Origin of the sequence: Streptomyces sp. Inha503 (assembly GCF_047215865.1) — a bacterium.
GTDB classification, from domain to species: domain Bacteria; phylum Actinomycetota; class Actinomycetes; order Streptomycetales; family Streptomycetaceae; genus Streptomyces; species Streptomyces lycopersici.
On sequence record NZ_CP178360.1, the window covers coordinates 8,019,011 to 8,042,268 of the forward strand.

Below are 23,258 nucleotides of genomic sequence, written 5' to 3' on the forward strand. Positions count from 1 at the left end.
GGGGTTTCGTGTGTTTCCTCAGGCGCGGGGCAGCGCAGACGTGCACCCCTGCCGCTCGTATGTGCGCGACAGGATCGACTTTACTTCAGCTTTGATCTCTGGGGGTGCCCTGTTTGGGTTCCGGGGCAGGTCCCGGGAGGCTGACCTTGATCCGGCAGCCGCGCGGGGACTCCGCCACCCCTATCCGCCCGCCGTGCAGATCCACCGCCCAGCGCGCGATCGCCAGCCCCAGACCGGTGCCGCCGTCGCTGCCCGGCCCCGGCCGCCGGCCGTCCACCGGGGAGAGCCCGCCCCGGTTGAACCGCTCGAAGACCCGGTGCCGCTCCGCCTCCGGGATGCCGGGGCCCTCGTCCAGCACCTCCAGCTCCAGGCTCTCCGGGCCGTCACCGCGCCGGGCGCGCACGGTCACCCGGCCGTGTGCCGGGCTGTGCTTCACCGCGTTGTCGATGAGGTTCGCCATCACCTGGTGCAGCCGCTCGGCGTCGGCGTGGGCGGTCAGCTCGGGCGGTGAGACGTCCAGGTTGAGATGGACGTCCTTACGGGTGTGCGCGCCCGAATGGGACTCCGCGCCCTTGGCCATCCCGGCCTCCTTGAGGATCCCGGCCAGATACGGCCAGACCTCGAACCGCCGCGCGTGCAGCGGCACCACCCCGTTGTCGAGGCGGGAGAGGTCGAGCAGCTGGTCCACCAGGCGGCCCAGGCGCTGGGTCTGCTTCAGCGCGACCCGCATGGTCTCCGGATCGGCTTCCGAGACCCCGTCCACCACGTTCTCCAGCACCGCCCGCAGCGCCGCGATCGGGGTGCGCAGCTCATGCGAGACGTTGGCCACCAGCTCCTTGCGGTGGGTGTCCACCGCCTCCAGGTCGGCCGCCATCCGGTTGAACGCGGACGCCAGGTCGCCGAACTCGTCCCCGCGCTGCGCCGCCCGCACCCGCCGGGTGTAGTCCCCGTTGGCCATCGCCCGGGTGACCTCGGTCATCTCGTCCAGCGGGGCCGTGAGCCCGTTCGCCACGAACTGGGTGATCAGCAGCGAGGCGATGATCGAGAAGATGGTGATGACGCGCAGCTCGGTGTCGGAGTGCATCGCCGCGAAGACCAGCCAGGTGGTGATGATCACCGAGCCGACGACCAGCGCCCCCAGCGCCGCCTTGACCGAGCGGTACGGGTCGAAGGGGCGCAGCGCCTCCCAGATCCGGGCCCAGGTGGCGCGGGACCACGCCCGCCGGCCCGTGGGGGCGCCGGGCAGCCGGCAGGTCCTGGGGGCCTTGCGCGGCCAGAGCCTGGGCGCCTTGTCCGCCCAGGCCCGGGGAGCCCCGCGCGCCCAGCCCCCGCGCGCCCAGCCCCTGGCATCCGTGCCGGCCCGGACCTTGGGGACCCTGCGGACCTTGGGGACCCTGCGTACCCAGCCCCTGGGATCCGTGCCCGCCCGGACCTTGGGGACCCTGCGTGCCCAGCGGGCCTTCGTCATGCCGCCGGGGTCTCCAGGGCGTAGCCCACGCCGTGCACCGTACGGATCCGCTCCGCGCCGATCTTCCGGCGCAGCGCCTTGATGTGGCTGTCCACGGTGCGGGTGCCCGAGGCGTCCGCCCAGTCCCACACCTCGGCCAGCAGCTGCTCGCGCGAGAGCACCGCGCGCGGGGTGTTGGCCAGACAGACCAGCAGATCGAACTCGGTCGGGGTGAGGTGCACATCCGAGCCGCGCACCCGCACCCGGCGCTGGGCGTGGTCGATCTCCAGCTCGCCGAGGCGCAGGATCCCGCTGCGCGGGGTGTGCGCGGCCAGTGCCGCCCGCTCCACCCGCCGCAGCAGTACGTGCACCCGCGCGGCCAGTTCGCGCATGGAGAACGGCTTGGTCATGTAGTCGTCGGCGCCGACCCCGAGCCCCACCAGCATGTCGGTCTCGTCGTCGCGCGCGGTCAGCATCAGCACGGGCACCGGCCGCCGGGCCTGCACCCGTCGGCAGACCTCCAGACCGTCGAAGCCCGGCAGCATCACGTCGAGGACGAGCAGATCGGGCTGCCACGCCTCGGCCGTGTCGACCGCCGCCGGACCGTCTCCCGCCGTCTGGACCTGGAACCCCTCGGCGCGCAGCCGGGCCGCGATGGCGTCCACTATGGTCGGATCGTCCTCGACGACGAGGACCCGGCGCTGTGCGCCAGGGGTGGTCGTGGCGGTCCCGTTGTGACCGTTGTGAGTCTGCTCCATACGCCCGCCCCTGCGTCTTCCGGTGAAACCCGCGGCTCGCGCCTGGTCATCGCTCAGCCGCGTTTGGTAGGCAAGCAAGCGTAAAGCCAGCGTACGCGGCTTTGCTACGCGCCCCGAACCGCGAGATGGACGACGTCGGGAACACCCCGGGCAACGGCGACCTCTTCCGTACGCACCCGTGTGAACCCGGCATTCCGGAGAGATTCCTCGAACGCGGGCGACGGCTGTGCCGACCATACGGCCAGCACCCCGCCCGGTGCGAGACGCGCCGCGCAGGCCGCGAGCCCGGTGGGGGAGTAGAGGCCTTCGTTGTCCTCGGTGACGGTCCAGTCGGGGCCGTTGTCGATGTCCAGGCACAGCGCGTCATAGGTCCGCGGGCCCGTGCGCAGCCACTCGACCAGATCGGCGTGGACGACCTCGGTGCGCGGATCGGCCAGTGCCCCGGCGGTCATGGCCGCCAGGGGGCCCGCGTGGTGCCAGTCGATCACCGCCGCCTCCCGCTCGACCACCGCGATCCGTCCCCAGCGGGGTTCCGCCACCGCCTCGACCAGCGAAAACCCAACGCCGAGCCCGCCGATGAGCAGGGCGGGGGAGGGCCGGTCGGCGGGCAGCGCGTCGAGGGCGGCACGGATGAGCAGCCGCTCTGAGCGGCCGTCGGAGGTGTCCATGAGGAAGCAGCCGTTGGCGATGATCTCGAAGACGGCGTCGGCCGGGGATTCCCCGCCACCGCGCCGCCGCAGCACCACCTCGCCGTACGGGCCCTCCCGGCGGTCGACGGTCACCGGCCGGTCGTCGGCGGCGGCGTGGAGGTCGTACGGCGGCTGCGGCTGCATGGGTGTGGGGTCCTCCCGGGTGGTTCCTGACCCCGCCATCCTCGCGCCGCCTCCGCTCGCCGGTCCAACCGATTCACGGTCGCCCGGTGGCGTCGGGCGGCGTATGTCACAACCCGGGGCGCCGTGACATGACTCACGGCGTCCTGGTTGTTGTTCCGGTCGTGGCGGATAAGCGGGGAGCGGGGGGAGCGGCGGGAGTGAGAAAGGGGCGCGGGCGTTGACGGCATCGGTGAGCGGGACGGTGCCGAGCGCCGGGCGGGGGCACGGGCGCCGCATGGCGGCGGTGGGGCGTTCGCTGCCGTGCGCGCTCCTGGCCGTGCCGTTCACCCTCGGCTACACGCTCGTCCTGACCGGCACCGGGCTCTACGCCCGCCTCGGCGACCCCGGCACCGTGCGCGATCTGCTCGCTGGCTCCAGTACCGATGTGTCCCACCTCTCCCAGCGGCCGGTGCTGACGCTGCTGGTCAGCGCGTTGTGGGCGGTGGGCGGGATCACCTCGCCGTATCTGGCCGCCTTCCCCCTGGTGCTCGGCGCGCTGGAGCGGCGGCTCGGCGGGGTGCGCACCGCCGGGGTGTTCCTGCTCGGGCATGTGCTGGCGACGCTGCTCACCGAGGTCCCGGTGGCCGTATCCGTGGCCGTCGGGCATCTCCCGGACAGTTCGCTGCGCCGCCTGGACTACGGGGTGAGCTACGGGCTGATCGCCTGCGCCGCCGCGCTCGCCGGGCTGCTGTCGCCCCGGCGCCGGTGGGCGCTGCTGGGCGGCGTCGCCCTGGCGCTCGCCGCCGGGCTCCTCGTCGACTTCGATCCGCTCACCGGCTGGGGCCATGCCTTCGCCCTGCTGCTCGGCGTCCTCTCCTGGCCGTACGTCCGGCGAAACACCAGGTGGCGCCCGCGGCCACGGCGAGACGGAGACGCTTCGCCCCGCTTCGCTCACAGCGAACGAGCCTCCGGGAACACCTGAACCCCCTCCGCGCATTGAGTGGGCATTGACTTATTGAGTCCTCGTGACTCAACTTGCCTGCCGAAGGGGAGATCATGGCTTCGCTGTCCACACCGCTCACCCTGCCCGTACTGCCTCTTGAGGACGAGGTGGTGCTCCCCGGCATGGTGGTGCCGCTGGACCTTTCCGATACCGAGGTACGCGCCGCGGTGGAGGCCGCCCAGGCCGCCGCTCGCTCCAGTGGGAGCGGCGGCGGCAAGCCGAAGGTGCTGCTGGTGCCGCGCGTCGACGGCACCTACGCCGGTATCGGCACGCTCGGCACCGTCGAGCAGGTGGGCCGGCTCTCCGATGGCGACCCCGGCGCGCTGATCCGCGGGGTGCGCCGCGTCCGCATCGGGGCCGGGACCACCGGACCCGGGGCGGCCCTGTGGGTGGAGGGGACCACGGTCGAGGAGATCGTGCCCGATCCGCTGCCCGGTGCCGTCACCGAACTGATCAAGGAGTACAAGGCGCTGGCCACCAGCTGGCTGCGCAAGCGCGGCGCCTGGCAGGTCGTGGACCGGGTGCAGCAGATCGACGATGTCTCGCAGCTCGCCGACAACTCCGGCTACTCGCCCTTCCTGTCCGTGGCCCAGCGCGTCGAGCTGCTGGAGACCACCGACCCGGTGGCGCGGCTGAAGCTGGCCGTCACCTGGCTGAGCGACCACATCGCCGAGCAGGACGTGGCCGAGTCGATCGCCAAGGACGTCCAGGAGGGCGTCGACAAGCAGCAGCGCGAATTCCTGCTGCGGCGTCAGCTCGAAGCCGTCCGTAAGGAGCTCGCCGAGCTCAATGGCGACCCTGAGGACGAGTCCGACGACTACCGCGCCCGGGTGGAGGCCGCCGATCTGCCAGAGAAGGTCCGCGAGGCGGCCCTCAAGGAGGTCGACAAGCTGGAGCGGTCCAGCGACCAGAGCCCCGAGGGCAGCTGGATCCGCACCTGGCTGGACACCGTCCTGGAGCTGCCCTGGAACGAGCGCACCGAGGACGCGTACGACATCCAGGGCGCCAAGGCCGTGCTCGACGCCGACCACGCGGGCCTGGAGGACGTCAAGGAGCGGATCACCGAGTACCTGGCGGTGCGCAAGCGCCGCGCCGACCGGGGCCTCGGCGTCGTCGGCGGCCGCCGCGGCGGCGCGGTGCTCGCCCTCGTGGGCCCGCCCGGCGTCGGCAAGACCAGCCTGGGCGAGAGCGTCGCCCGCGCGATGGGGCGGAAGTTCGTCCGGGTCGCGCTCGGCGGCGTCCGCGACGAGGCGGAGATCCGCGGCCACCGGCGCACCTACGTGGGCGCGCTGCCCGGCAGGGTCGTCCGGGCCATCAAGGAGGCGGGCTCGATGAACCCCGTCGTCCTCCTGGACGAGATCGACAAGGTCGGCTCCGACTTCCGCGGTGACCCGGCCGCGGCCCTGCTGGAGGTCCTGGACCCGGCGCAGAACCACACCTTCCGCGACCACTACCTGGAGGTCGAACTCGACCTGAGCGACGTGGTCTTCCTCGCCACCGCCAACGTCCTGGAGGCCATCCCGGAGGCGCTGCTGGACCGGATGGAGCTGGTGCGCCTGGACGGCTACACCGAGGACGACAAGGTCACCATCGCCCGTGACCACCTGCTGCCCCGCCAGCTGGAGCGGGCCGGTCTGGAGCCGGGGGAGGTCGCGGTGGCCGACGAGGCGCTGCGCAAGCTGGCGGGCGAGTACACCCGCGAGGCGGGCGTACGGACCCTGGAGCGGTCCATCGCCCGGCTGCTGCGCAAGGTGGCGGCCCAGCACGAGCTCGGCGAGCGCGAACTGCCCTTCACCGTCGGCGTGGCGGAGCTGCGCCCGCTGATCGGCCGGCCGCACCACACCCCCGAGTCCGCCCAGGACCCGGCCGAGCGCCGCACCGCGGTCCCCGGCGTGGCGACCGGGCTCGCGGTCACCGGCGCGGGCGGTGACGTGCTGTTCGTCGAGGCGTCGCTGGCCGATCCGGAGACCGGCGGCGCGGGGCTGAACCTCACCGGTCAGCTCGGCGACGTCATGAAGGAGTCCGCCCAGATCGCGCTCTCCTTCCTGCGCTCGCACGGCGCGGAGCTCGAGCTGCCGGTCGGCGACCTGAAGGAGCGCGGCGTCCACCTCCACGTCCCGGCGGGCGCGGTGCCCAAGGACGGCCCGAGCGCGGGCATCACCATGACCACCGCGCTGGCCTCGCTGCTCTCCGGCCGCCAGGTGCGCCCGGACGTGGCGATGACCGGCGAGGTGTCCCTGACCGGGCGGGTGCTGCCCATCGGCGGTGTCAAGCAGAAGCTGCTGGCGGCGCACCGGGCCGGGGTGACCACCGTGATCATCCCCAAGCGCAATGAGCCCGACCTGGACGACGTCCCCGCCGAGGTCCTGGACAAGCTCGACGTCCACCCGGTCTCGGACGTCCGCCGGGTGCTGGAGCTGGCCCTGGAGCCCGCACGGTCGGCGGCGACCCCCGAGGTTCCGGTAGCGGCGTGACGGACGCTGCCGGAAGCGCAGTGGCCCGGGGCCCCGTGTCGAACGGGGTTCCGGGCCACGCGTGACCTGTCGGCCGTGCGTATCGTTGGACTAACCGGCCGCAGGTTCTGTGCCTGCGGCGGGGAGGAGCGGCACGATGACCGTCATGGCGATTGACAGGATCGAGATGGCCGACAGCGACGAATTCAGCCTGGACGAGATGTTCGACTGGCTGGAGCGGAGTCATGTCCCCGAGGGCTACAAGGTCGAGGTCGTCGAGGGGGCCGTTTTCATGACGCCGCAGAGGGACGTTCACTGGTCCATCATCCGCAGGATCGTGCGAGCACTCGAAGATCGTTTCGGGATGGACGTGAGGGTGCTCTCGGATGTGCGCATCGACTTTCCCGGGTGCAAGAACGGTTTCGCCCCGGATGTCGTCAAGATCTCGCAGAACGCGGCGAGGACCGACCAGGGCCGTTGGCGCAGTGAAGACGTCGAGTTCGTCGCCGAGGTGATCTCCAAGGACACGGCGGCGAACGACTACGGCCGCAAGAAGGTGGCCTACGCGGAGGCCGGGGTTCCCATCTACCTGATCGCGGACCCCTACACCGGCAAATGCCACCTGTTCACCGAGCCCAAGGAAGGCGACTACCTCAGTGAGCTGTCGGTTCACTTCGGCAGGGAACTCGACCTGACCGGCACCGCCGTCGATATGACGCTCAAGACCGACGACTTCCCCCGCGACTGATCCACGCCTCCGCTGCCTGTTCCCACAGGGCCAGGCAGCGAGCCCCGCGCTCAGACACGCCGCGTTGGCAGCCAGACAGGTCTGTCTGGTAGCTTCGACACCGAAGCAGACAGACCTGTCTGTTCGCATGTCGTATCGTCTTCGGAGGAACTCCGTGCGCACCCTGCTCGTCCTCGCCCACCCCGACCTCACCGCGTCCCGGGTCAACGCCGCCCTCGCCGAGGCGGCCCGGCCGGTGGAGAACGTCACGTTCAACGATCTCTACGCCGCCTATCCCGATCTGCGCATCGACGTCGAGCGCGAGCAGCGGCTGCTGCTGGAGCACGAGCGGATCGTTCTCCAGTTCCCCTTCTATTGGTACTCGGCGCCGCCGCTGCTGAAGAAGTGGCTGGACGAGGTGTTCCTGCGCGGCTTCGCCTACGGCAGCGGCGGCACCTCGCTGCGCGGCAAGTCGCTGCGGATCGCCACCACGGCGGGTGCGCAGGAGGAGATGTACCGGCCCGACGGGTTCAACCGCTTCACGGTCGTCGAACTGCTGAAGCCCTTCGACGCGGCCGCGAACATCACGGGCATGGCTTACGAGGAGCCGTTCGTCGTCTACGGTACGCACGGGATGGATGACGCGGCGCTCGCCGCGCACCAGGAGCGCTACCGCGCGCTGCTGGCGTCCGGGCTGCCGCACGAGCGTGATCTCGCCATCGCGTAACAGACGGAAAACTAGGGCCCGGCCGCGCGTATGCGGCCGGGCCCTTCGCCGTATCCACACACGGGCCGGTCTACACCCGGGCCGGGCACGCCTCCGCCACCAGCGACCGCGCCGCCTCCCGGGCCGCCTCCGCGAACTCCGGCCTCGGCTCCAGCGCCGCCGCGGCCATCACTCCGTCCACGAGTACGGAGATCTGCACGGCGAGCCGCTCGGGGTCGGCGGCCCCGGCCTCCCGGGCCAGCTCGGTCAGCCAGGCCCGTACGGCGCGCTTGTGCTCGACCGTCGCGGCGTGGGTGGCGGTGCCCGGATCGGTCTCGCCCGCGGTCCTGGTGAACGCGCAGCCGCGGAAGCCATTCCGTTCGGTCGCCGAGCCCAGCGCGTCGAAGAGGCCGATGAGCCGGTCCCGGGGGTCGGCGCCGGCCGCCTCGGCGGCCGCCCGCAGCGCCCCGCGCCAGTGCTCGTCCGATGCGCTCAGATAGGCCAGCACCAAATCGTCCTTGGTGCGGAAGTGGGAGTAGAGCGTCGCCTTCGCCACGCCCGACTCGGCGATGATCCGGTCCACTCCGACCCCGCGCACCCCATGGGCGTTGAACAGCGCGGACGCGGTGGACAGGATCCGCTCGTGGGCGGAGGGGCGGGCGCTGCTCATGATCAAGCTCCTTGACGCGGGCACACGGGGCCGTGGGATGACCGGGGCCGTAGGACGACCTGCGCCCTCCAGCGTACAGACAGACCTGTCCGTACGCCGGAGGGCGGGACGCGTCGCATGCGGTCGGACGCGCCAGGTGTGGGGGGTGACGCGATGCGGGGCTCAGCCGTTGGCGAGGGCCTGTAGCCGGTCCATGGCGCCGTTGAACTTGTTGTGGTCGCCGACCGTCGGGCCCGACGAGGTGTACTGCCAGATGGTGTGGAAGCCCCAGCCGGCCGGAAGCTCACCGACGGACGAGCCGTAGCGCGGAATCCACAGCGGGTTGACGCCACCGAAGGCGGCGGAGTTGCCCGTGCAGGTCTTCCACCAGCTGGTGGAGGTGTAGATCACCGGATCGCGGCCGGTGCGCGACTTGTAGGTGCTGCTGAAGGACTTGATCCAGTTGACCATCGCGCTGGCGCTCAGCCCGTAGCAGGTCGCGCCGTAGGGGTTGTACTCCATGTCGAGTGCGCCCGGCAGGGTCTTGCCGTCCTTGGACCAGCCGCCGCCGTGGTCGACGAAGTAGTTGGCCTGTGCGGCACCGGTCGAGTTGTTCGGCAGGGCGAAGTGGTACGCGCCGCGGATCATGCCGACGTTGTACGAGCCGTTGTACTGCTGGGCGAAGTACGGATTGGTGTAGCTGGTGCCCTCGGTCGCCTTGACATAGGCGAACCGGACACCGCTGCTCCACAGTGTCGACCAGCTGACATTGCCCTGGTGGCTGCTGACGTCCACGCCCTCGACGGTGGCGAGCAGCCCCGTCGGCGCCTCACCGGTCGTGGATCCGCCCTCGTGCTTGGCTATCTGGGAACCCGCCCAGTCGTCCTCGGGATGGGGGATGGCCTTGTCGCCCTGCCCCTGGGCGGCGAACGCCGAACCGGGCAGTGCGAGGGTCATGGCGAGGACCGCGGCGAGAATGCCGATCAGCGCACTGAGGGCGCGTCGGACCGAACCAGGTCTGTGCACGGGCATGGCGTTGCCTCCGAAACCTCGGTGGGGGGAGCTCCGATTGGAATGACCATGTCAGGGTTGACGCTACGGGCGTAGATAGGTCGACGGAAGGGGGAGAGTGTGATGCCGTTGGTCTAATCCTGCGAAATACTGGTGGAGCTGCGGTAACAGCCGCGCGTGGTAGAAACTTTCACGAAGTGAAAACCCGGAGAGGGCTCTGACGTGCACAACAACGGGGCATTGCCCCCTGAGCGGGGTGAGGGGGGCACGGTGGGCGGCATTGGTGTGGACCATGCATTCCTGGCTCTGGAGCGCGAATTGGCGGTTTTCCTCCGCAGAGCCCGTGCCGCTTCGGGGGAATTGGCCCGGGAGGTCCACCCGGAGCTCGAATCCGCCGCCTATGGACTGCTGATGAGACTGGAGGACGCCGGTCCGCAGCGCGCCACCGAGCTCGCGGCCTTCGTGGGCGTCGGCAAGGCCACGATGAGCCGTCAGCTCCGGGCCCTCGAGGGGCTCGGACTGGTGACGCGGACGCCCGATCCGGCCGACGGCCGGGCCTTCCTGGTGGAGTTGACCGACGAGGGCCGCAGCCGCTTCAGCGCCGTGCGGGGCGCGCGGCGGGCGCGGTACGCGCGCCGCCTCGCCGCGTGGGAGCGCAGCGAGGTCGCCGAACTCGCCAGGCTGCTGCACCGGTTGAACGCGGAGCAGGAGGCCGACGACCGCGGTCAGACGGCGCGCGCGGCGCAGGACTAGGGCGCTCATACCCGTCAGGATCGGCGACCGGCGCCCATCCGGCGACGCGGATGTGGCAACCGCGCTACCCCACCGGCGGGGCGGCCCCCGCGGTCAGACGGTGGGACGGCCCCCCGGTCAGGGCTCCACGTAGACCACGGCCGCGTCGTCATGGTTCTTGCCCCGGGGAAAGGCCGTACGGTCCGGATCGGCGTGCTCGGCCGCCCGCACCCGGTCGATCAGCGCCTGCGGGCCCTCCTTGCGCAGCAGCGCGAAGCACTCGGTCCAGTCGCCCTCGCCGAACCTCTCCACCCAGCGCGACGCCCCGTCGGTGAGCGCCGCCAGCGCCCGCACCTCACCGCGCGGGAGCTCCCCGGTGACCGCCTTACGGGAGACGGTGGGGTCGGCGGCGGCGGTGAAGAAGCCGCCCGCCACGTTGCGCAGCGGGGCGAGCCGCCGGCCCTCGGCCCGCAGCCGGTCGATGCGGTCGTCCAGGACCGGGGTCACTCCGCCATGGGTCCGCTCGATGAGCAACACCGAGTCGGACAGCACCAGATGCTCGATCCGCTCGGCGTTCCAGCGCGCCGCGACGACTGTTGCCTGGGGCGTAAGGGGGTGAGAAAGGTCACATGTTGAACTATGAGCGGCGGCGGTCCGGGTGATCGCCCCGGAGAGGCACTGTGTCAGTGGCATATCCCGTCGCGAACCGGACAGTTCGAGCAGCGATCCGCCGAGCCGTGCGGTGAACCAGTCCACGCTGTGGACGCAGCCGTCCCCTCCCTCGGGCGGGGTCACCCCGTCCAGCATCACGAGCGCACCGCCGTTCCCCGAGGCCGGGAGGGCTACTGATGCGTAGTCCTCGTTGGGATATTGCTGATCGCCGGGGGCGGTCGCGAGTTCGATGCGCATTCCCTCAGTCTGCCGGACCCCTGTCGATCACCACGGCGGCGAGGGCCGGACCGGGCATTGGTCCGTACCAAATCCAGCGGTGGTTTCTCCGCTGCCTGATTGGGGCGGGATTGACACTTCTGGGAAGCTGCGGGTGGGCATCCTGTCAGGGCGCCGGGGTCTTTACCAATCCGCGCAAGGTGGCGGGAAGGTATGGCCGCGAGCCAAAGTTGGTGGTCAACTACGCAATACGGTTCACTCGTTCGGGTGGCCGGGCGGGTGATGCGTACCCGCCCCAGACCCGTCCTGAAAGGGTCGGAATCCCTACCAGAGGTGGGGAAACACGATTGTTGATCCGTCGTCACCTCTTGGTCCACGTCAGCGGTCGGGCGAGAATGGATTGTGAGCACCGGTGCGGAAGAAGCGGCTTCGGGGCACCACGCGTGATGCGGTCGGCGAGCCACGCCACGATGAGGCGGCGCCGCGACGGCGCACCGTACGCGTCCGCCGTCGGCTCACCACGTCCGTAGCCCTCGTCTCCGTCGCCGTCCTCGGGGCCGGAACCCCCGCCGTTCTGCTCGCCCTCGACGACACCACCGACGCCCAGCACCTCGTCGACCTCGCGGAGACCAACCGCTCCACGGTGACCCTCGCCCACGCCCTCGCCGACGAGCGCGACGCCATGACCCGCTATGTCGCCGACGGCCGCACCTCCGCCTCCGGCCACGGGGTCTCCGAGGAGATGCGCGCCCGGGTCGACCGCCGGGTCCGCGAGGTGCGCGGGGACGTCCCGGCCTCCGTCCGGCGGCGCCTCGACGCCCTCCCCGAGCTCCGGCAGGAGGCGCTGACCGGCAAGGGCTCGGCCACCGACGTCTTCACCGCCTACACCCGGACCGTCCAGGCGTTAAACGGGATCACCGACACCCTGACCCGCCGGCTCCCGGCCGACGCCGAGTCCGGCGGCACCGCCGCGCTGGCCCCGCTCGGCCGCGCGGTGGAGGAGGCATCCGCCACCCGCGGACTACTGCTGGCCGCGCTCGACGCGGGCGGTGGCCAGCCCACGCTGGTCTCGGCCGCACAGCGGACCAACCTCCGCGAGCAGTCGGCGCTCGACGACTTCGAACAGCTGGCCCCGGCCGCCATGCGCGAGGCCTACCAGCGCACCGTCAGCGGCACCGAGGTCGACTCCGCCGAGCGCTACCTCGCCCGGCTCACCGACCAGAGCCGCCTCGCGGGCAATGACTTCTTCCTCCAGAAGGACCGCGTCGAGGCCGCTCTGAACGCCCGGCTCGACCAGATGCGCGGCGCACAGTCCTCGCTGGCCTCGGCCGAGGCCGCCCAGCTCGCGCGGGTGCGGGACGACGAGGTCACCGACCTGGAGCTGCGCATCGGCATCGTGGGCGCCGCCCTGCTGGTCGCCCTCGGCGCCGGAGTGCACAGCGCCCGCTCGATGACCCGGCCGCTGGCCGCCCTGCGGCTCGGCGCCCGCCGGGTCGCGGCCGATCCGGCGGCCGAGGAACCGGTGGAGTTCAAGGGCCGCGACGACGAGTTCGCGGACGCCGTACGGGCCGTCAACGAGCTGCACGCCAAGGCCGCGCGGACGTACGAGCGGGTCGCCGAGCTCGAGCGCGAGCGCACCCGGCTCGTCGGTGAGCGGCAGCGGCTGGCCGATGAGCGGGACGGGCTGCGCGCCGAGCGGGACGCGGTCACCACCCGGCTGGAGGGGCTGCGGGCCCGGGTCCACGGCAGCTTCGTCAGCCTCGCGCTGCGCTCGCTCGGCCTGATCGAGCGCCAGCTCGCCATCATCGAGTCCCTGGAGGAGCGGGAGCAGGACCCCGACCGCCTCGAAACGCTCTTCCAGCTCGACCACCTGGCCACCGGGATGCGCCGTTACGGTGAGAACCTCCTGGTCATCGCGGGCTCCGAGCAGAAGGCCACCCACCCGGGGCCGGTGCCGCTGCTGGATGTGCTGCGCGCCTCGATCAGCGAGGTCGAGCGGTACGACCGGGTGCAGATCCAGGCGCTGCCGCCGCATGCCCAGGTCGCGGGGTTCGCCGCGGACAGCGTCAGCCATCTGATCGCCGAGCTCCTGGAGAACGCGACATCGTTTTCTCCGCCGGACGCGGCGGTCCAGATCTCCGGCTGGCTGCTGGAGACCGGCGAGGTCATGCTCTCCGTCCAGGACGAGGGCATCGGCATGACGCCCGAGCGCTTCGTGGAGCTGAACAACCGGCTCGCCGACCCCGTGCCCGAGTACTGCCAGGGCCCCCAGCCGGAGGATCCGCTGGGCCTCGGGCTGTATGTGGTGACCCGGCTGGCCGCGCGCCACGGCATCCGCGTACAGCTGCGCGAGCAGCAGCCGGGCGGGGTGGCGGCCGTGGTCGTCCTCCCGACGAAGATCCTCCCCTCCGGTCCGCCCGGCGCCGGGCTGCCGCCCGCCCCGCCGGTGGGCGTGGGCGCGACGTACGGCGCCACCGGACCGTCCTCCTTCCTGGGCTTCCCGGGCTCGGAGGCCGAGGCGAACTCCAACGCACTGCCGGGGCAGGCCCGTTCGGTCGCGCGCGACGGGGGCCCCGAGGGTCTTCGGGACCAGGTTTCCCAGGACCGAGAGGGTGTGCCGAGCGCCGGGGCGGGAGCCGCCGCCGAGCCGTCGGCTACCGAGCCGGTCGCGCCGGTCCCGCCGCAAGCGGAGCCCGCGGACCCGGCGCCCCGGGCCGCCGACACCGCGGCCGCGTCCTCGACGGCGCGGGAGCCCGGACCCGGCCCGGAGCCCGTGCCTGGTGAGCCCGGTCCCGGTGCGGAGCCCGCGTTCGGGCCGCAGCCCGCGCTCGACCCGGACCGCGCGTCCGTCGAGGCGGCCGCCGAACCGGAGCCGAGCGCCCCCTGGGCCGTCCCCGGCGAGCGGTGGGGGCGGACCGCGGACACCGGCCGCGACTACCCCATGGAGCCCACGCCGCCGCGCGGCCATCCGGCCCCGGAAAGCGCCGGTACGCTGCCCGCCCTGCCTAAGCGCGTCCCCAAGCTGGCCCAGGCCGACGGGCCGGACGGCACACGGTCCGGTGCGAACGACGAGGCCCCGGCCTCCCAGGCCGAGGAGCCGGATGTCCCGGCCGTCGAGCGGACGATGGAGCTGACGCTCCGCCGCCTGCGCGAGAGCCAGGCGGACCGCGAGGACCGCGGTGGCCGCTCGGACCGTATGGATCCCGCCGACCGCGAAAGCCACGAGGACCGGGAGGGCCGTGAGAGCCGTGAGGGCCGTGAGGGCCGCGACGCACGTGCGGACGCCGCGGACCGCGCGGACGCCGACGGCCGCGACGGCCGCGCGGACCCCGACGACCACGCGGACCGCGAGTGGTACATCGGCGGCCACGGCATACGCCCGGTCGGCGCGGCCGCCTGGGGCCCGGCCAACGGCGGCCCGGCGCGGCCCGGCGGCCCGGCGTCGTACGGCGACCCGGAAGGCAGCGGCCCGGCGTCGTACGACGACCCGGAAGGCAGCGGCCCGCCGTCATCCGGCGGCAGGACGGCGGAGGGTGGTGAGCGGGCAGGCGGCGGTGAGCCGTCCGCCGATCCGTACGCCATCGGACCCGACCAGCACGCCCGCCCGGACGACGAGGTGGCGCGCACCGACAAGGGGCTGCCCAAGCGCCGACCGCGGAACGTGGCGCTCCGGGAGCCCGATCCACGGGAGCGGACCGGCTCGGTGAGCGCGGAGGAACTGCGGCGCCGGCTCGGTGGCTTCCAGCGCGGTGCCCGCGAGGGACACCGCGACGCCGCCGCCGAGATCGCCGCCCGCGGCGAGCCGGTGCGGGGGCGCGGGGGACCAGCAGGGCAAACGGGGGCGCAGAACGAGGGTGGCACGGTTGAGGAGGCACGCGGGTGAATGCGCCCAGTAGTACCTACGGGTTGAGTCGCGAGGCCCGTAATCTGCACTGGTTGCTGGCGAACCTGGTCGAGGAGGTGCCGGGCGTCCGTTCGGTCGTGGTCGTCTCGACCGACGGGCTGATGCTGCTCTCCTCCGACACACGGCACCACGCCGCGGCCGCGGCGGCCGATCCGTCGGCGCAGGACGGCCCCAAGGGCTCCAGCGCGGATCTGGCGACGATCGTCTCGGGGCTCGGCAGCCTCACGCTCGGCGCGGCGAAGCTGATGGACGCCGGCGGTGTCAAGCAGACGATGGTGGCGATGGACGAGGGCAGTCTGTTCGTCATGTCGATCAGCGACGGTTCGCTGCTGGGGGTGCACGCCACCCCCGACTGCGACATGACCGTCGTCGCCTATCACATGGCGCTCTTCGTGGGCCGGGCCGGACATGTGCTCACCCCCGAGCTCCGCAATGAACTACGCAGGTCGCTGGAGCACGCGCAGTGACGGCCGCCGGGTCCGGCCGACCCGCCCGTAAACCCGCTCGCGTACGTCCGTACTCACTCACCGGTGGCCGCACCCGCTCCGGCCATGTGCTGCTGGTGGAGACCTTCGTCGCGGCGCTGGAATCTCCGGACGGACGGCTCGACCTGGCCCCCAGCGGGTTGAACTCCCGGATGCTGCCGGAGATCCGGGCGATCATCGAACTGTGCGCCAGGATGCGCTCCGTCGCGGAGGTCTCCGCGATGCTCAAGATCCCACTCGGTGTGGTGCGCGTCCTGCTCAGTGACCTGGCCGACCAGGGAAAGATCCGCGTCTACGGCACCGGGCGGGGCCCCGGCCAGCCGGACCGCGCGTTGCTCGAAAGGGTGCTCAGTGGACTTCGCAGGCTCTGAGACGATCACGGCGACCCCGCCGGCGACGTCGGAGATACCCGGGGCCGGGATACCCGGGGCCGAGGAGGTGCTCCAGAGGTGGCAGACGGACCGCTCCCGCGCGCCGATCGCCACCAAGATCGTGATAGCGGGAGGCTTCGGCGTCGGCAAGACGACGTTCGTCGGCGCGGTTTCGGAGATCACTCCGCTCCAGACCGAAGCGCTGATGACGCAGGCCAGCGAGAGCGTGGATGACCTCGAGGCGACGCCCGAGAAGCTGACCACCACCGTCGCGATGGACTTCGGCCGGATCACGCTGGAGAACGATCTGGTCCTGTATCTCTTCGGCACCCCCGGCCAGCAGCGCTTCTGGTTCATGTGGGACGACCTGATGCGCGGGGCCATCGGCGCGGTGGTGATGGTCGACACCCGGCGCCTGGACGACAGCTTCCCGGCACTGGACTACTTCGAGAGCCTCGGACTGCCGTATGTGGTGGCGGTCAACCACTTCGAGGGGACTCCGCTCTACCAGGCCGAGGACGTACGGGACGCGCTCTCCGTGGCGCCCTCCGTACCCGTGGTGATGATGGACGCCCGGCGCCGGATCGCGGTCGTGGACGCGCTGCTGGCGCTGGTGAGGCACGCCGTTGACGTGTCACCCGAGTGACGTAACCTCTGCTCCGCCCGTGGGATGGAATGCTCCGTTCCTCTTTCCGGCCCGAGCGTGAGGGAGAGTCGACAGCCATGCGGAAGATACTCATCGTGGGTGCCGGTCAATCCGGCCTCCAACTCGCTCTGGGCCTCCAGTCCCAGGGCTACGAGCTCACGCTGATGTCCAACCGGACGGCCGATGAGATCCGCGGCGGGCGGGTGATGTCCACCCAGTGCATGTTCCACACCGCGCTGGACCACGAGCGCGATCTGGAGCTCAACTTCTGGGAGGAGCGGGCGCCGCGGATCGAGGGCCTCGGGGTCTCGGTCGCCGGGCCGCCGGCTCCCGGGGGCCATCCGCGGGTCATCGACTGGGTCGGCCGGCTCGACGGCTACGCGCAGTCCGTCGACCAGCGGATCAAGATGGCCGGCTGGATGGAGACGTTCGAGCAGCGCGGCGGCCAGGTGGTCATCCATGGCGCCGCCGTCTCCGACCTGGACGTCCTCGCCAGGAAGTACGACCTGGTGCTGGTGGCCGCGGGCAAGGGCGAACTGGTCTCGCTCTTCGGCCGGGACGCCGCCCGCTCCCCGTACGACACCCCGCGGCGCGCCCTCGCGGTCGCCTATGTGCACGGTCTCGGCCCGCGCCCCGAGCACCCCGGCGTCGACGCGGTGCGCTGCAATCTCGTCCCCGGCGTCGGCGAACTCTTCGTGATGCCCGCGCTCACCACCAGCGGCCGCGCCGACATCCTCTTCTGGGAGACCGTCCCGGGCGGCCCGGCCGACGCGTTCCAGGGCATCACCGACCCCTCGGAGCACCTGGAGCGCGTCCTGGAGCTGATGGAACACTTCACGCCCTGGGAGTACGCGCGCGCCACCAAGGTCGAGCTGACGGACGCGGGCGCCACGCTGTCCGGGCGGTACGCGCCGACCGTACGCCACCCGATCGGGCGGCTGCCGGGCGGCGGGCTGGTCCTGGGTGTCGCCGATGTCGTGGTGGCCAACGATCCAATCACCGGACAGGGCTCCAACTCCGCGGCCAAGTGCGCGGCGGCCTATCTGGAGAGCATCCTCGAGCGTGGCGACCGGCCGTTCGACGAGGAGTGGATGCGGAGGACGTTCGACCGCTACTGGGAGAGCGCGCGGCACGTCACCAAGTGGACCAACGCGATGCTGGCCCCGCCGCCGGAACACATCGTGAACCTCCTCGGTGCGGGTTCCGCCTTCCCGGCCGTGGCCCACCGCATCGCCAACGGCTTCGACGACCCCTCCGACTTCGAGAACTTCTTCTACGAGCCGGAGAAGACGGCCGCCTATCTGGACGAGGTCAGGGAAGCGGCCGAGGCCGCCGAGGCTGCGGCCGCCGAAGCCCAGGCCGACGATGTTGGTGGGTCCGACGACGAGGTCGAGATGGACGACCACGCCCCCGAGGTCGTCCGGTCCTTCCGCTGACACCGGCCGCCACCGCCGGAGCCGTCACCGCTTCTTGGCCACCGTGACCGGCCCCGGGCGCACCACGCCCTGGAGCGGATTGGAGGCGAGCGGGGAGAGCTTCACCCGCTGGCCGGGGCGTGGCGCCTGGACCACCTGGCCCTTGCCCGCGTACATCGCCACATGGCTCGCCCCCTTGTAGTAGACCACCAGATCGCCGGGGCGCAGCTGGCTGAGCGGCACCCGTGGCAGCTGGCGCCACTGCTCCTGGCTGGTGCGCGGGATGGTCCGCCCGGCATACGCCCAGGCGGCGGAGGTCAGCCCCGAGCAGTCGAAGGAGTTCGGCCCCTCGGCGCCCCAGACGTACGGCTTGCCGATCTGGTTCAGGGCGTAGGCGAGCGCCCGCCGCCCGGCCTCCGCGGACGCCATTCCGGGGCGGCGGCCGGGGGGCTGGTGGGGGCGGGGGCGGGGCGCGGTGACGGTGGCCACGGGGGAGGGGGTGCCGGAAGCCGCCGGGGTGGCGCCGTTCGTGCCGCGGTTCGTGGTGGCGGGCGGGCCCGCGGCGCCGTTCGAGGTGCCGTTCGAAGCGCCGTTCGCGGGGCCGAGCGCGCCGGAGGCGAGCAGTTTGCGCTGGGCCTTGGCGGTCTCCTGGCGCTCGCGCTGGGCCACCTGGGCGATCTGGCGGGTGCTGAGCGCGGCCAGCAGCTTCTCGATGGAGCGGAGCTGCCCCTTCACCTTGTCCCGCTGTTTCTTGCGTTTCGCCGCCAGGGACAGCTGTTTGTCCAGCGCGGTCCGCGCCCGGGTGGCGATGGTGTCGGCGCGCCGTTCGCCCTTGGTCAGCCGCCGGATCAGGGCGGCCTCGCGGCCGGCCGCCCGATCGAGCTCCCGCGCCTCGTCGGCGGCTTTCTCCGGGTGCGGGGTGAGCAGGGTCAGCAGGAAACTGTAGGAGGAGAGCGCGCTGTGGCCCTGGTACTGCCGACGGGCCAGCCGTCCCGCGTCGTCATGGCTTACGGCGAGGTCCGTACGGGCGTGGACGAGCCGGGCCGTGAGCTCCCGGGTCCTGGTGCGCTGCTTGTGCAGCTTCTCCTCGGTCGCGTTGTACGCCTCCGTCGCCTCCTCGGCCTTCCGGTACAGCGTCTTGAGCTGCGTCAGCAGCTCGGACACGGAACGGTCGGCGGGGCGGGCGGGGGCGGCCGACGCCTTGGCCGCCGGAACGGCGGGCACCAGCGCGGCGGCCGCGGTGATCGCCGCCGCGCAGACCGAGCCCACGATCCGTCCTGACACGTGATCACCTCCGGCTCCGAGACGCCTCTGTCCGGCGTCCAGCTCAGCAGGGATCGTGGCATGACGTTCGTATCTTCAGGAGAATTGTGGGCGAGTCGGACGAATACGGTCACTCGTCCGGCGGGGGGTCAGTCGGCCCGGCGGTCAGCTCGGCTTGGACCACGGCCACTTCGGCCCGCCACCCGGCTTCCCCTCCGGGTCGTATTCATAGGCCCAGCCCCGGACCAGGCCCAGCCGCTTGGAGGTGGCGGCGGGAACCCTGCGGTAGACATACACCGTCGGCGGTCCGCCCGCCTCGTCCTCCACCGGCACTTCATAGGTCTTCGGCGGCTGGCCCGTGAGGCCGACCAGCACCGGCAGTACCCGGCCGTCCAGCGGCCCGCCCACGAAGGGCGTCTCCTCGCTTCTCACGCCACGACCGTACGTCTCACGACGCCGTTCGTCTCACGACGGCTGTACGTCTCGCCACGACCGTACGTCTCAGCAGCCCTGCCCGTCAGAGCAGATGCGACGCCTCGCCCAGCGAGGGCACCACGCGGCGCGCCAGCCGCCCGACCGGCCCCTCGGCGGGCTCCATCCTGACCGCGGCCTTCATCACCCGGGCCGTCTGCGGATCGGTGGCCGCGGTGGCGGTCAGCATCGCCACGAACTGGTCCACCAGCCAGTCGCGCAGCTCCGCCGGGGACGGCCGCTTCTCCTCGTCCAGCCAGATCAACGAGGCCGCCTCGACGGCCGTGATCCAAGTGCGCACCATCATCCGCAGCCGCGCACCCGGCTCCTTGACCGCCAGATGGAGCAGGATCTCCTCGGCCGCCGCCCGCCGGACCTCGTCCACGATCGCGTTCGTGCGCGAGGTCTCGGCCACGCTGCCGCTCTGCAACAGCGCGCTGAACCCCGCGTCGTGCTCGTCCACGAAGGCCAGATAGCGGTCCAGCACCCGGCTCAGCCGGGCGCTGAGCGGGCCGCTCCTGGGCTCCTCGAAGCACCGCTCCAGCTCATCGGCGGCGCTGCGCAGCGCCGCCTCGTACAACTGCTGCTTACCGCCCGGGAAGTAGCGGTAGACCAGCGGACGGGAGGCCCCGGCGGCCGAGGCCACATCGTCCAGCGACACGTCCTCGGGCGCGCGGTGGGCGAAGAGGTCGAGCGCGGCGGTGAGGAGTTCGGCGCGCCGCGCCTCGACGCTCAGCCTGCGGTAGCTGCCCCGGCGCGCGGCCGGTGGGCTCGCGGTGTCCGGTGGGCTCGCGGCGTCCGGTGGCCGCGCGATCGCCGATGGGCTCGCGGTGTCCGGGGGTTCCGCCGCCGGGCGCGCGGCGCCACTCGCCTCCGCCGGGGTTGTCGCCTCCGGGGGCGCCGGAGCGGTGCCGCTGCCTGTCGTCATGCCTGGCAGCGTAACCGCCCGTCGTTACGAAGCGGATGCCCCCTTCGACCCGACCCGGCCGGGCCCTTGGGCCCGGCGGCCCAACGCCCCTCGGCCCGGCGGCCGATACCCCGTCCCGCAGCGCCGATATGCGGCTCCGCCGCATGTTCCGCCGCAGGCGTCACCCTCTACCCCAGCAGCCCCGAGCTCTTCCACAACCGGCGCCCCACGCCCCGCATCACCCCGACGTCATCGAGGAATTCGGTGAGCTTCCGGGCGCCGTTGCGCATCACCTCGCGCCGATGGGCGCTGGCCCGCACTTGAGCGACGGCCGCACGGCGGTCGAGCCCCACGTCCGTGTAGACCTTGGGGTTGATGAACGCCTGCGAGAAGATCCGGGAGAACTCCCCCGAACCGATCCGGGTCAGCTCCGCCTCCCAGCGCGGCGCCCGCAGCATCTGGCGGCGCAGCTCCTCGCGCGCGTACCGCACATGGCGGGCCTCCTCGACCACATGGATCCGGGTCACCCCGCGGATCAGCGGCTGGACGCGCTCGTCGGGGAAGGTCAGCCGCTGCATCCAGTCCAGGATCTCCTCGCCGAGGAGGGTCGCGGTGAACGAACCGGGCGTGGTGGAGAACGTCTTGAAGAACCGGCCCAGGTTGTGGTGGAGCGGGGCGACCGGATACGCCGGGGTGCCGCCCTTGGTGATCAGCCGCGCGAACATCTTGGAGTGACGGCACTCGTCGGCGATCTCGGTGAGCGCGTACCGCACATGGGCGCTGGTCGCGGGCTTGTCGTAGATGTGCCGGGTGAGCAGCTGGATCAGGATGATCTCGAACCATATGCCCAGGGAGGCGAGGGCCGCCGCCTCGTGCTGGGACAGCAGCAGCCGCTGCTCCTCCGACATCCGGCGCCACATGGGCGTGTCGTAGAGCGACACCAGCTCCGGTGGCCAGAACCACTTGCCGGGCTCGAACGGCGCGTCCCAGTCCAGTTCGGTGTCGGGGTCGAAGGAGTGCTTGGCGGAGGACTGGAGCAGCCGCTCCGCGACCCGTTCGCGGTCCTTGATCAGGCCGAGCGCGTCCCTGAGCGCGGGTGGTTCGGTCGTGGTGGACATCGTCGAGGGCACCTCACTGATGGCTCGGACAGACGCCGGTGGGCACGGTTACCGGCGGATACCTCTTATGAGACTCCGTGTCAGCAAGCCCGTCAATCCCTTGAGGAGGTCTTATTGACCGCCGAGTAACGGGCGTGTGAGCCTGCCGAGTACGCATCCGTTCACGGGGGAGCGAGGCGAAGGAGGCGTCGGTGGCGACGCAAGAGCTCTACGCGATGGATCCCGGAGACCCCCTCTGGCAGGTGCCCGCCGGCGGCGCCGCCCGATTCAGCTGGGAGTACGACGACCACCGGGCCCGGCTGCTCGCCCTCTACCAGAAGGGCAAGGACAAGCAGTGGGACGCGGTCAAGCGGATCGACTGGGGCCTGGACGTGGACCCGTACGATCCGCTGGGCACCCCCGATGAGTCGCTCGCCCTCTACGGCACCCGCCACTGGGACCGGATGACCGACCGGGACAAGGGCGAGCTGCGCCATCACGTCGCCGCCTGGCAGTTCAGCCAGTTCCTCCACGGCGAACAGGGCGCGATGGTGTGCGCGGCCCGGATCGTGGAGGCCGCGCCCGACCTCGACGCCAAGTTCTACTCCGCGACCCAGACCATGGACGAGGCCCGCCACGCCGAGCTCTACGGCCGCTTCCTGCACGACAAGCTCGGCACGGTCTACCCCATCAACACCGATCTGCGGACCCTGCTCGGCGACACCCTCCGCGACTCCCGCTGGGACATGGCCTACCTGGGCATGCAGGTGCTCATCGAGGGCCTGGCGCTCGCCGCGTTCGGCCTCATCCGTGACACCACCGACAAGCCGCTGCCCCGGCAGATCCTCGCCTACGTCATGCAGGACGAGGCCCGCCATGTGGCCTTCGGCCGGATGGCGCTGCGCGACTACTACCGGCAGCTGAGCGACGCGGAGCTGCGCGAGCGCGAGGAATTCGTCATCGAGGGCTGCTACTTGATGCGCGACCGGCTGCGCGGCGTGGAGGTCCTGGAGAACTTCGGCATCCCGAAGGCCGAGGCCGAGGAGTACTGCGAGCAGTCGCAGTTCCTGCACATGTTCCGCAAGCTGCTCTTCAGCCGGATCGTGCCGTGCGTGAAGGACATCGGGCTGTGGGGCGAGCGGCTTCAGCGGGCGTATGTCGACATGGGCGTGCTGGAGCTGGGCGACAGCAACCTCGACCTGCTGATGAACCAGGACGAGGAGCTGGCCGAGCGGCTGGACCAGCAGCGCTTCGCGGCGGAGGAGTCGGCGCGCACGGGCGAGGTCGACGAGGCGATCGCGGAGGGGGCGACGGCCGAGGCGCAGGCGTGAGTACGTAGCGGCGCAGGCGTGAGTACGTACATGACGCGCCCTCAACCTCGCCTCCGCGCAGCGACCTTGGTAGATTCGTGATCACCGCCAGCGAATGAGGCCGAGGTCATTGGGGTGATCTCGGTCCGGTGGCGTTCATATGCGTTCATATGCGTTCATATGAAGGAACGGCCGAAGGGTGC

At 71.7% G+C, this 23,258-nt stretch carries 21 protein-coding genes; 11 read left to right on the forward strand and 10 right to left on the reverse strand.

Features of this window, described 5'->3' with window-relative positions:
• Window positions 1-85 precede the first annotated feature (85 nt).
• The 3 genes from ACJX2R_RS34110 to ACJX2R_RS34120 all read right to left on the reverse strand — a co-directional run bounded on the left by ACJX2R_RS34110 (window position 86) and on the right by ACJX2R_RS34120 (window position 3,038).
• Window positions 86-1,468: an ATP-binding protein gene (locus ACJX2R_RS34110; protein WP_413103244.1), complete on the reverse strand. Its 1,383-nt coding sequence runs from the start codon at window positions 1,466-1,468 to the stop codon at window positions 86-88.
• Window positions 1,465-2,205, reverse strand: a complete 741-nt coding sequence (locus ACJX2R_RS34115; RefSeq protein ID WP_014054863.1) for a response regulator transcription factor — start codon at window positions 2,203-2,205, stop codon at window positions 1,465-1,467. Before ACJX2R_RS34115 ends, ACJX2R_RS34110 begins: the two co-directional genes overlap by 4 nt.
• Before the next feature lie 104 nt (window positions 2,206-2,309).
• Window positions 2,310-3,038, reverse strand: coding sequence for a spermidine synthase (locus tag ACJX2R_RS34120; RefSeq protein WP_413103245.1), 729 nt, complete (start codon window positions 3,036-3,038; stop codon window positions 2,310-2,312).
• 217 nt (window positions 3,039-3,255) lie between these two features.
• Here ACJX2R_RS34120 and ACJX2R_RS34125 point away from each other — a divergent pair, with 217 nt between their 5' ends.
• The 4 genes from ACJX2R_RS34125 (at window position 3,256) to ACJX2R_RS34140 (ending at window position 7,927) form a co-directional block, all read left to right on the forward strand.
• Window positions 3,256-3,999, forward strand: a complete 744-nt coding sequence (locus tag ACJX2R_RS34125) for a rhomboid-like protein (RefSeq protein ID WP_413103246.1) — start codon at window positions 3,256-3,258, stop codon at window positions 3,997-3,999.
• 74 nt (window positions 4,000-4,073) lie between these two features.
• Complete coding sequence (lon, locus tag ACJX2R_RS34130; RefSeq protein WP_413103247.1) at window positions 4,074-6,494, forward strand: endopeptidase La; 2,421 nt, start codon at window positions 4,074-4,076, stop codon at window positions 6,492-6,494.
• A 136-nt stretch (window positions 6,495-6,630) separates the two neighbouring features.
• Window positions 6,631-7,221, forward strand: a complete 591-nt coding sequence (locus ACJX2R_RS34135) for a Uma2 family endonuclease (RefSeq protein WP_413103248.1) — start codon at window positions 6,631-6,633, stop codon at window positions 7,219-7,221.
• 154 nt (window positions 7,222-7,375) lie between these two features.
• Window positions 7,376-7,927 carry an NAD(P)H-dependent oxidoreductase gene (locus ACJX2R_RS34140; RefSeq protein ID WP_262701858.1) on the forward strand — a complete coding sequence of 184 codons (552 nt, stop codon included), beginning with the start codon at window positions 7,376-7,378 and terminating at the stop codon, window positions 7,925-7,927.
• Window positions 7,928-7,997: 70 nt separating this feature from the next.
• On the opposite strand, the gene ACJX2R_RS34145 is transcribed toward ACJX2R_RS34140, so the two are convergent.
• Window positions 7,998-8,576, reverse strand: coding sequence for a TetR/AcrR family transcriptional regulator (locus ACJX2R_RS34145; RefSeq protein ID WP_413103249.1), 579 nt, complete (start codon window positions 8,574-8,576; stop codon window positions 7,998-8,000).
• 162 nt (window positions 8,577-8,738) lie between these two features.
• Window positions 8,739-9,587 carry a lysozyme gene (locus tag ACJX2R_RS34150; RefSeq protein ID WP_262701860.1) on the reverse strand — a complete coding sequence of 283 codons (849 nt, stop codon included), beginning with the start codon at window positions 9,585-9,587 and terminating at the stop codon, window positions 8,739-8,741.
• A gap of 201 nt (window positions 9,588-9,788) precedes the next feature.
• On the opposite strand from ACJX2R_RS34150, the gene ACJX2R_RS34155 reads away from it, so the two are divergent.
• On the forward strand, window positions 9,789-10,319 hold the full coding sequence (locus ACJX2R_RS34155; protein ID WP_371106058.1) for a MarR family winged helix-turn-helix transcriptional regulator: 531 nt from the start codon (window positions 9,789-9,791) through the stop codon (window positions 10,317-10,319).
• A 117-nt stretch (window positions 10,320-10,436) separates the two neighbouring features.
• Here ACJX2R_RS34155 and ACJX2R_RS34160 read toward each other — a convergent pair whose 3' ends face one another.
• On the reverse strand, window positions 10,437-11,207 hold the full coding sequence (locus ACJX2R_RS34160) for a hypothetical protein (RefSeq protein ID WP_413103250.1): 771 nt from the start codon (window positions 11,205-11,207) through the stop codon (window positions 10,437-10,439).
• A 391-nt stretch (window positions 11,208-11,598) separates the two neighbouring features.
• On the opposite strand from ACJX2R_RS34160, the gene ACJX2R_RS34165 reads away from it, so the two are divergent.
• From ACJX2R_RS34165 to ACJX2R_RS34185, 5 genes are all read left to right on the forward strand, one after another.
• The gene (locus ACJX2R_RS34165) at window positions 11,599-15,069 is read left to right on the forward strand and encodes a nitrate- and nitrite sensing domain-containing protein (RefSeq protein ID WP_413103251.1); all 3,471 of its coding nucleotides are present in this window, start codon (window positions 11,599-11,601) and stop codon (window positions 15,067-15,069) included.
• A complete protein-coding gene (locus ACJX2R_RS34170; protein WP_256652484.1) occupies window positions 15,066-15,557 on the forward strand; it encodes a roadblock/LC7 domain-containing protein in 492 nt (163 codons plus the stop codon). The genes ACJX2R_RS34165 and ACJX2R_RS34170 overlap by 4 nt, the downstream gene beginning before the upstream one ends.
• Complete coding sequence (locus tag ACJX2R_RS34175; protein WP_020868455.1) at window positions 15,554-15,946, forward strand: DUF742 domain-containing protein; 393 nt, start codon at window positions 15,554-15,556, stop codon at window positions 15,944-15,946. The genes ACJX2R_RS34170 and ACJX2R_RS34175 overlap by 4 nt, the downstream gene beginning before the upstream one ends.
• Window positions 15,947-15,980: 34 nt before the next feature.
• Window positions 15,981-16,592 carry a GTP-binding protein gene (locus ACJX2R_RS34180; protein WP_413106007.1) on the forward strand — a complete coding sequence of 204 codons (612 nt, stop codon included), beginning with the start codon at window positions 15,981-15,983 and terminating at the stop codon, window positions 16,590-16,592.
• Window positions 16,593-16,669: 77 nt separating this feature from the next.
• On the forward strand, window positions 16,670-18,028 hold the full coding sequence (locus tag ACJX2R_RS34185; protein ID WP_413103252.1) for a styrene monooxygenase/indole monooxygenase family protein: 1,359 nt from the start codon (window positions 16,670-16,672) through the stop codon (window positions 18,026-18,028).
• Between the two features lie 24 nt (window positions 18,029-18,052).
• Here the strand turns inward: ACJX2R_RS34185 and ACJX2R_RS34190 are convergent, their stop codons facing one another.
• The 4 genes from ACJX2R_RS34190 to ACJX2R_RS34205 all read right to left on the reverse strand — a co-directional run bounded on the left by ACJX2R_RS34190 (window position 18,053) and on the right by ACJX2R_RS34205 (window position 21,766).
• A complete protein-coding gene (locus ACJX2R_RS34190; protein WP_413103253.1) occupies window positions 18,053-19,291 on the reverse strand; it encodes an NlpC/P60 family protein in 1,239 nt (412 codons plus the stop codon).
• 144 nt (window positions 19,292-19,435) lie between these two features.
• Window positions 19,436-19,702 (reverse strand): hypothetical protein, encoded by a 267-nt coding sequence (locus ACJX2R_RS34195; RefSeq protein WP_262701866.1) that lies wholly within the window; start codon window positions 19,700-19,702, stop codon window positions 19,436-19,438.
• An 85-nt stretch (window positions 19,703-19,787) separates the two neighbouring features.
• The gene (locus ACJX2R_RS34200) at window positions 19,788-20,669 is read right to left on the reverse strand and encodes a TetR family transcriptional regulator (protein WP_413103254.1); all 882 of its coding nucleotides are present in this window, start codon (window positions 20,667-20,669) and stop codon (window positions 19,788-19,790) included.
• A 167-nt stretch (window positions 20,670-20,836) separates the two neighbouring features.
• Entirely contained in the window at window positions 20,837-21,766 is a 930-nt protein-coding gene (locus ACJX2R_RS34205) for an AurF N-oxygenase family protein (RefSeq protein WP_262701868.1), read from the reverse strand.
• 215 nt (window positions 21,767-21,981) lie between these two features.
• Between ACJX2R_RS34205 and ACJX2R_RS34210 the strand changes: the two genes are divergently transcribed.
• Window positions 21,982-23,076, forward strand: coding sequence for a ferritin-like domain-containing protein (locus tag ACJX2R_RS34210; protein ID WP_413106008.1), 1,095 nt, complete (start codon window positions 21,982-21,984; stop codon window positions 23,074-23,076).
• The last annotated feature ends 182 nt before the right edge of the window (window positions 23,077-23,258 follow it).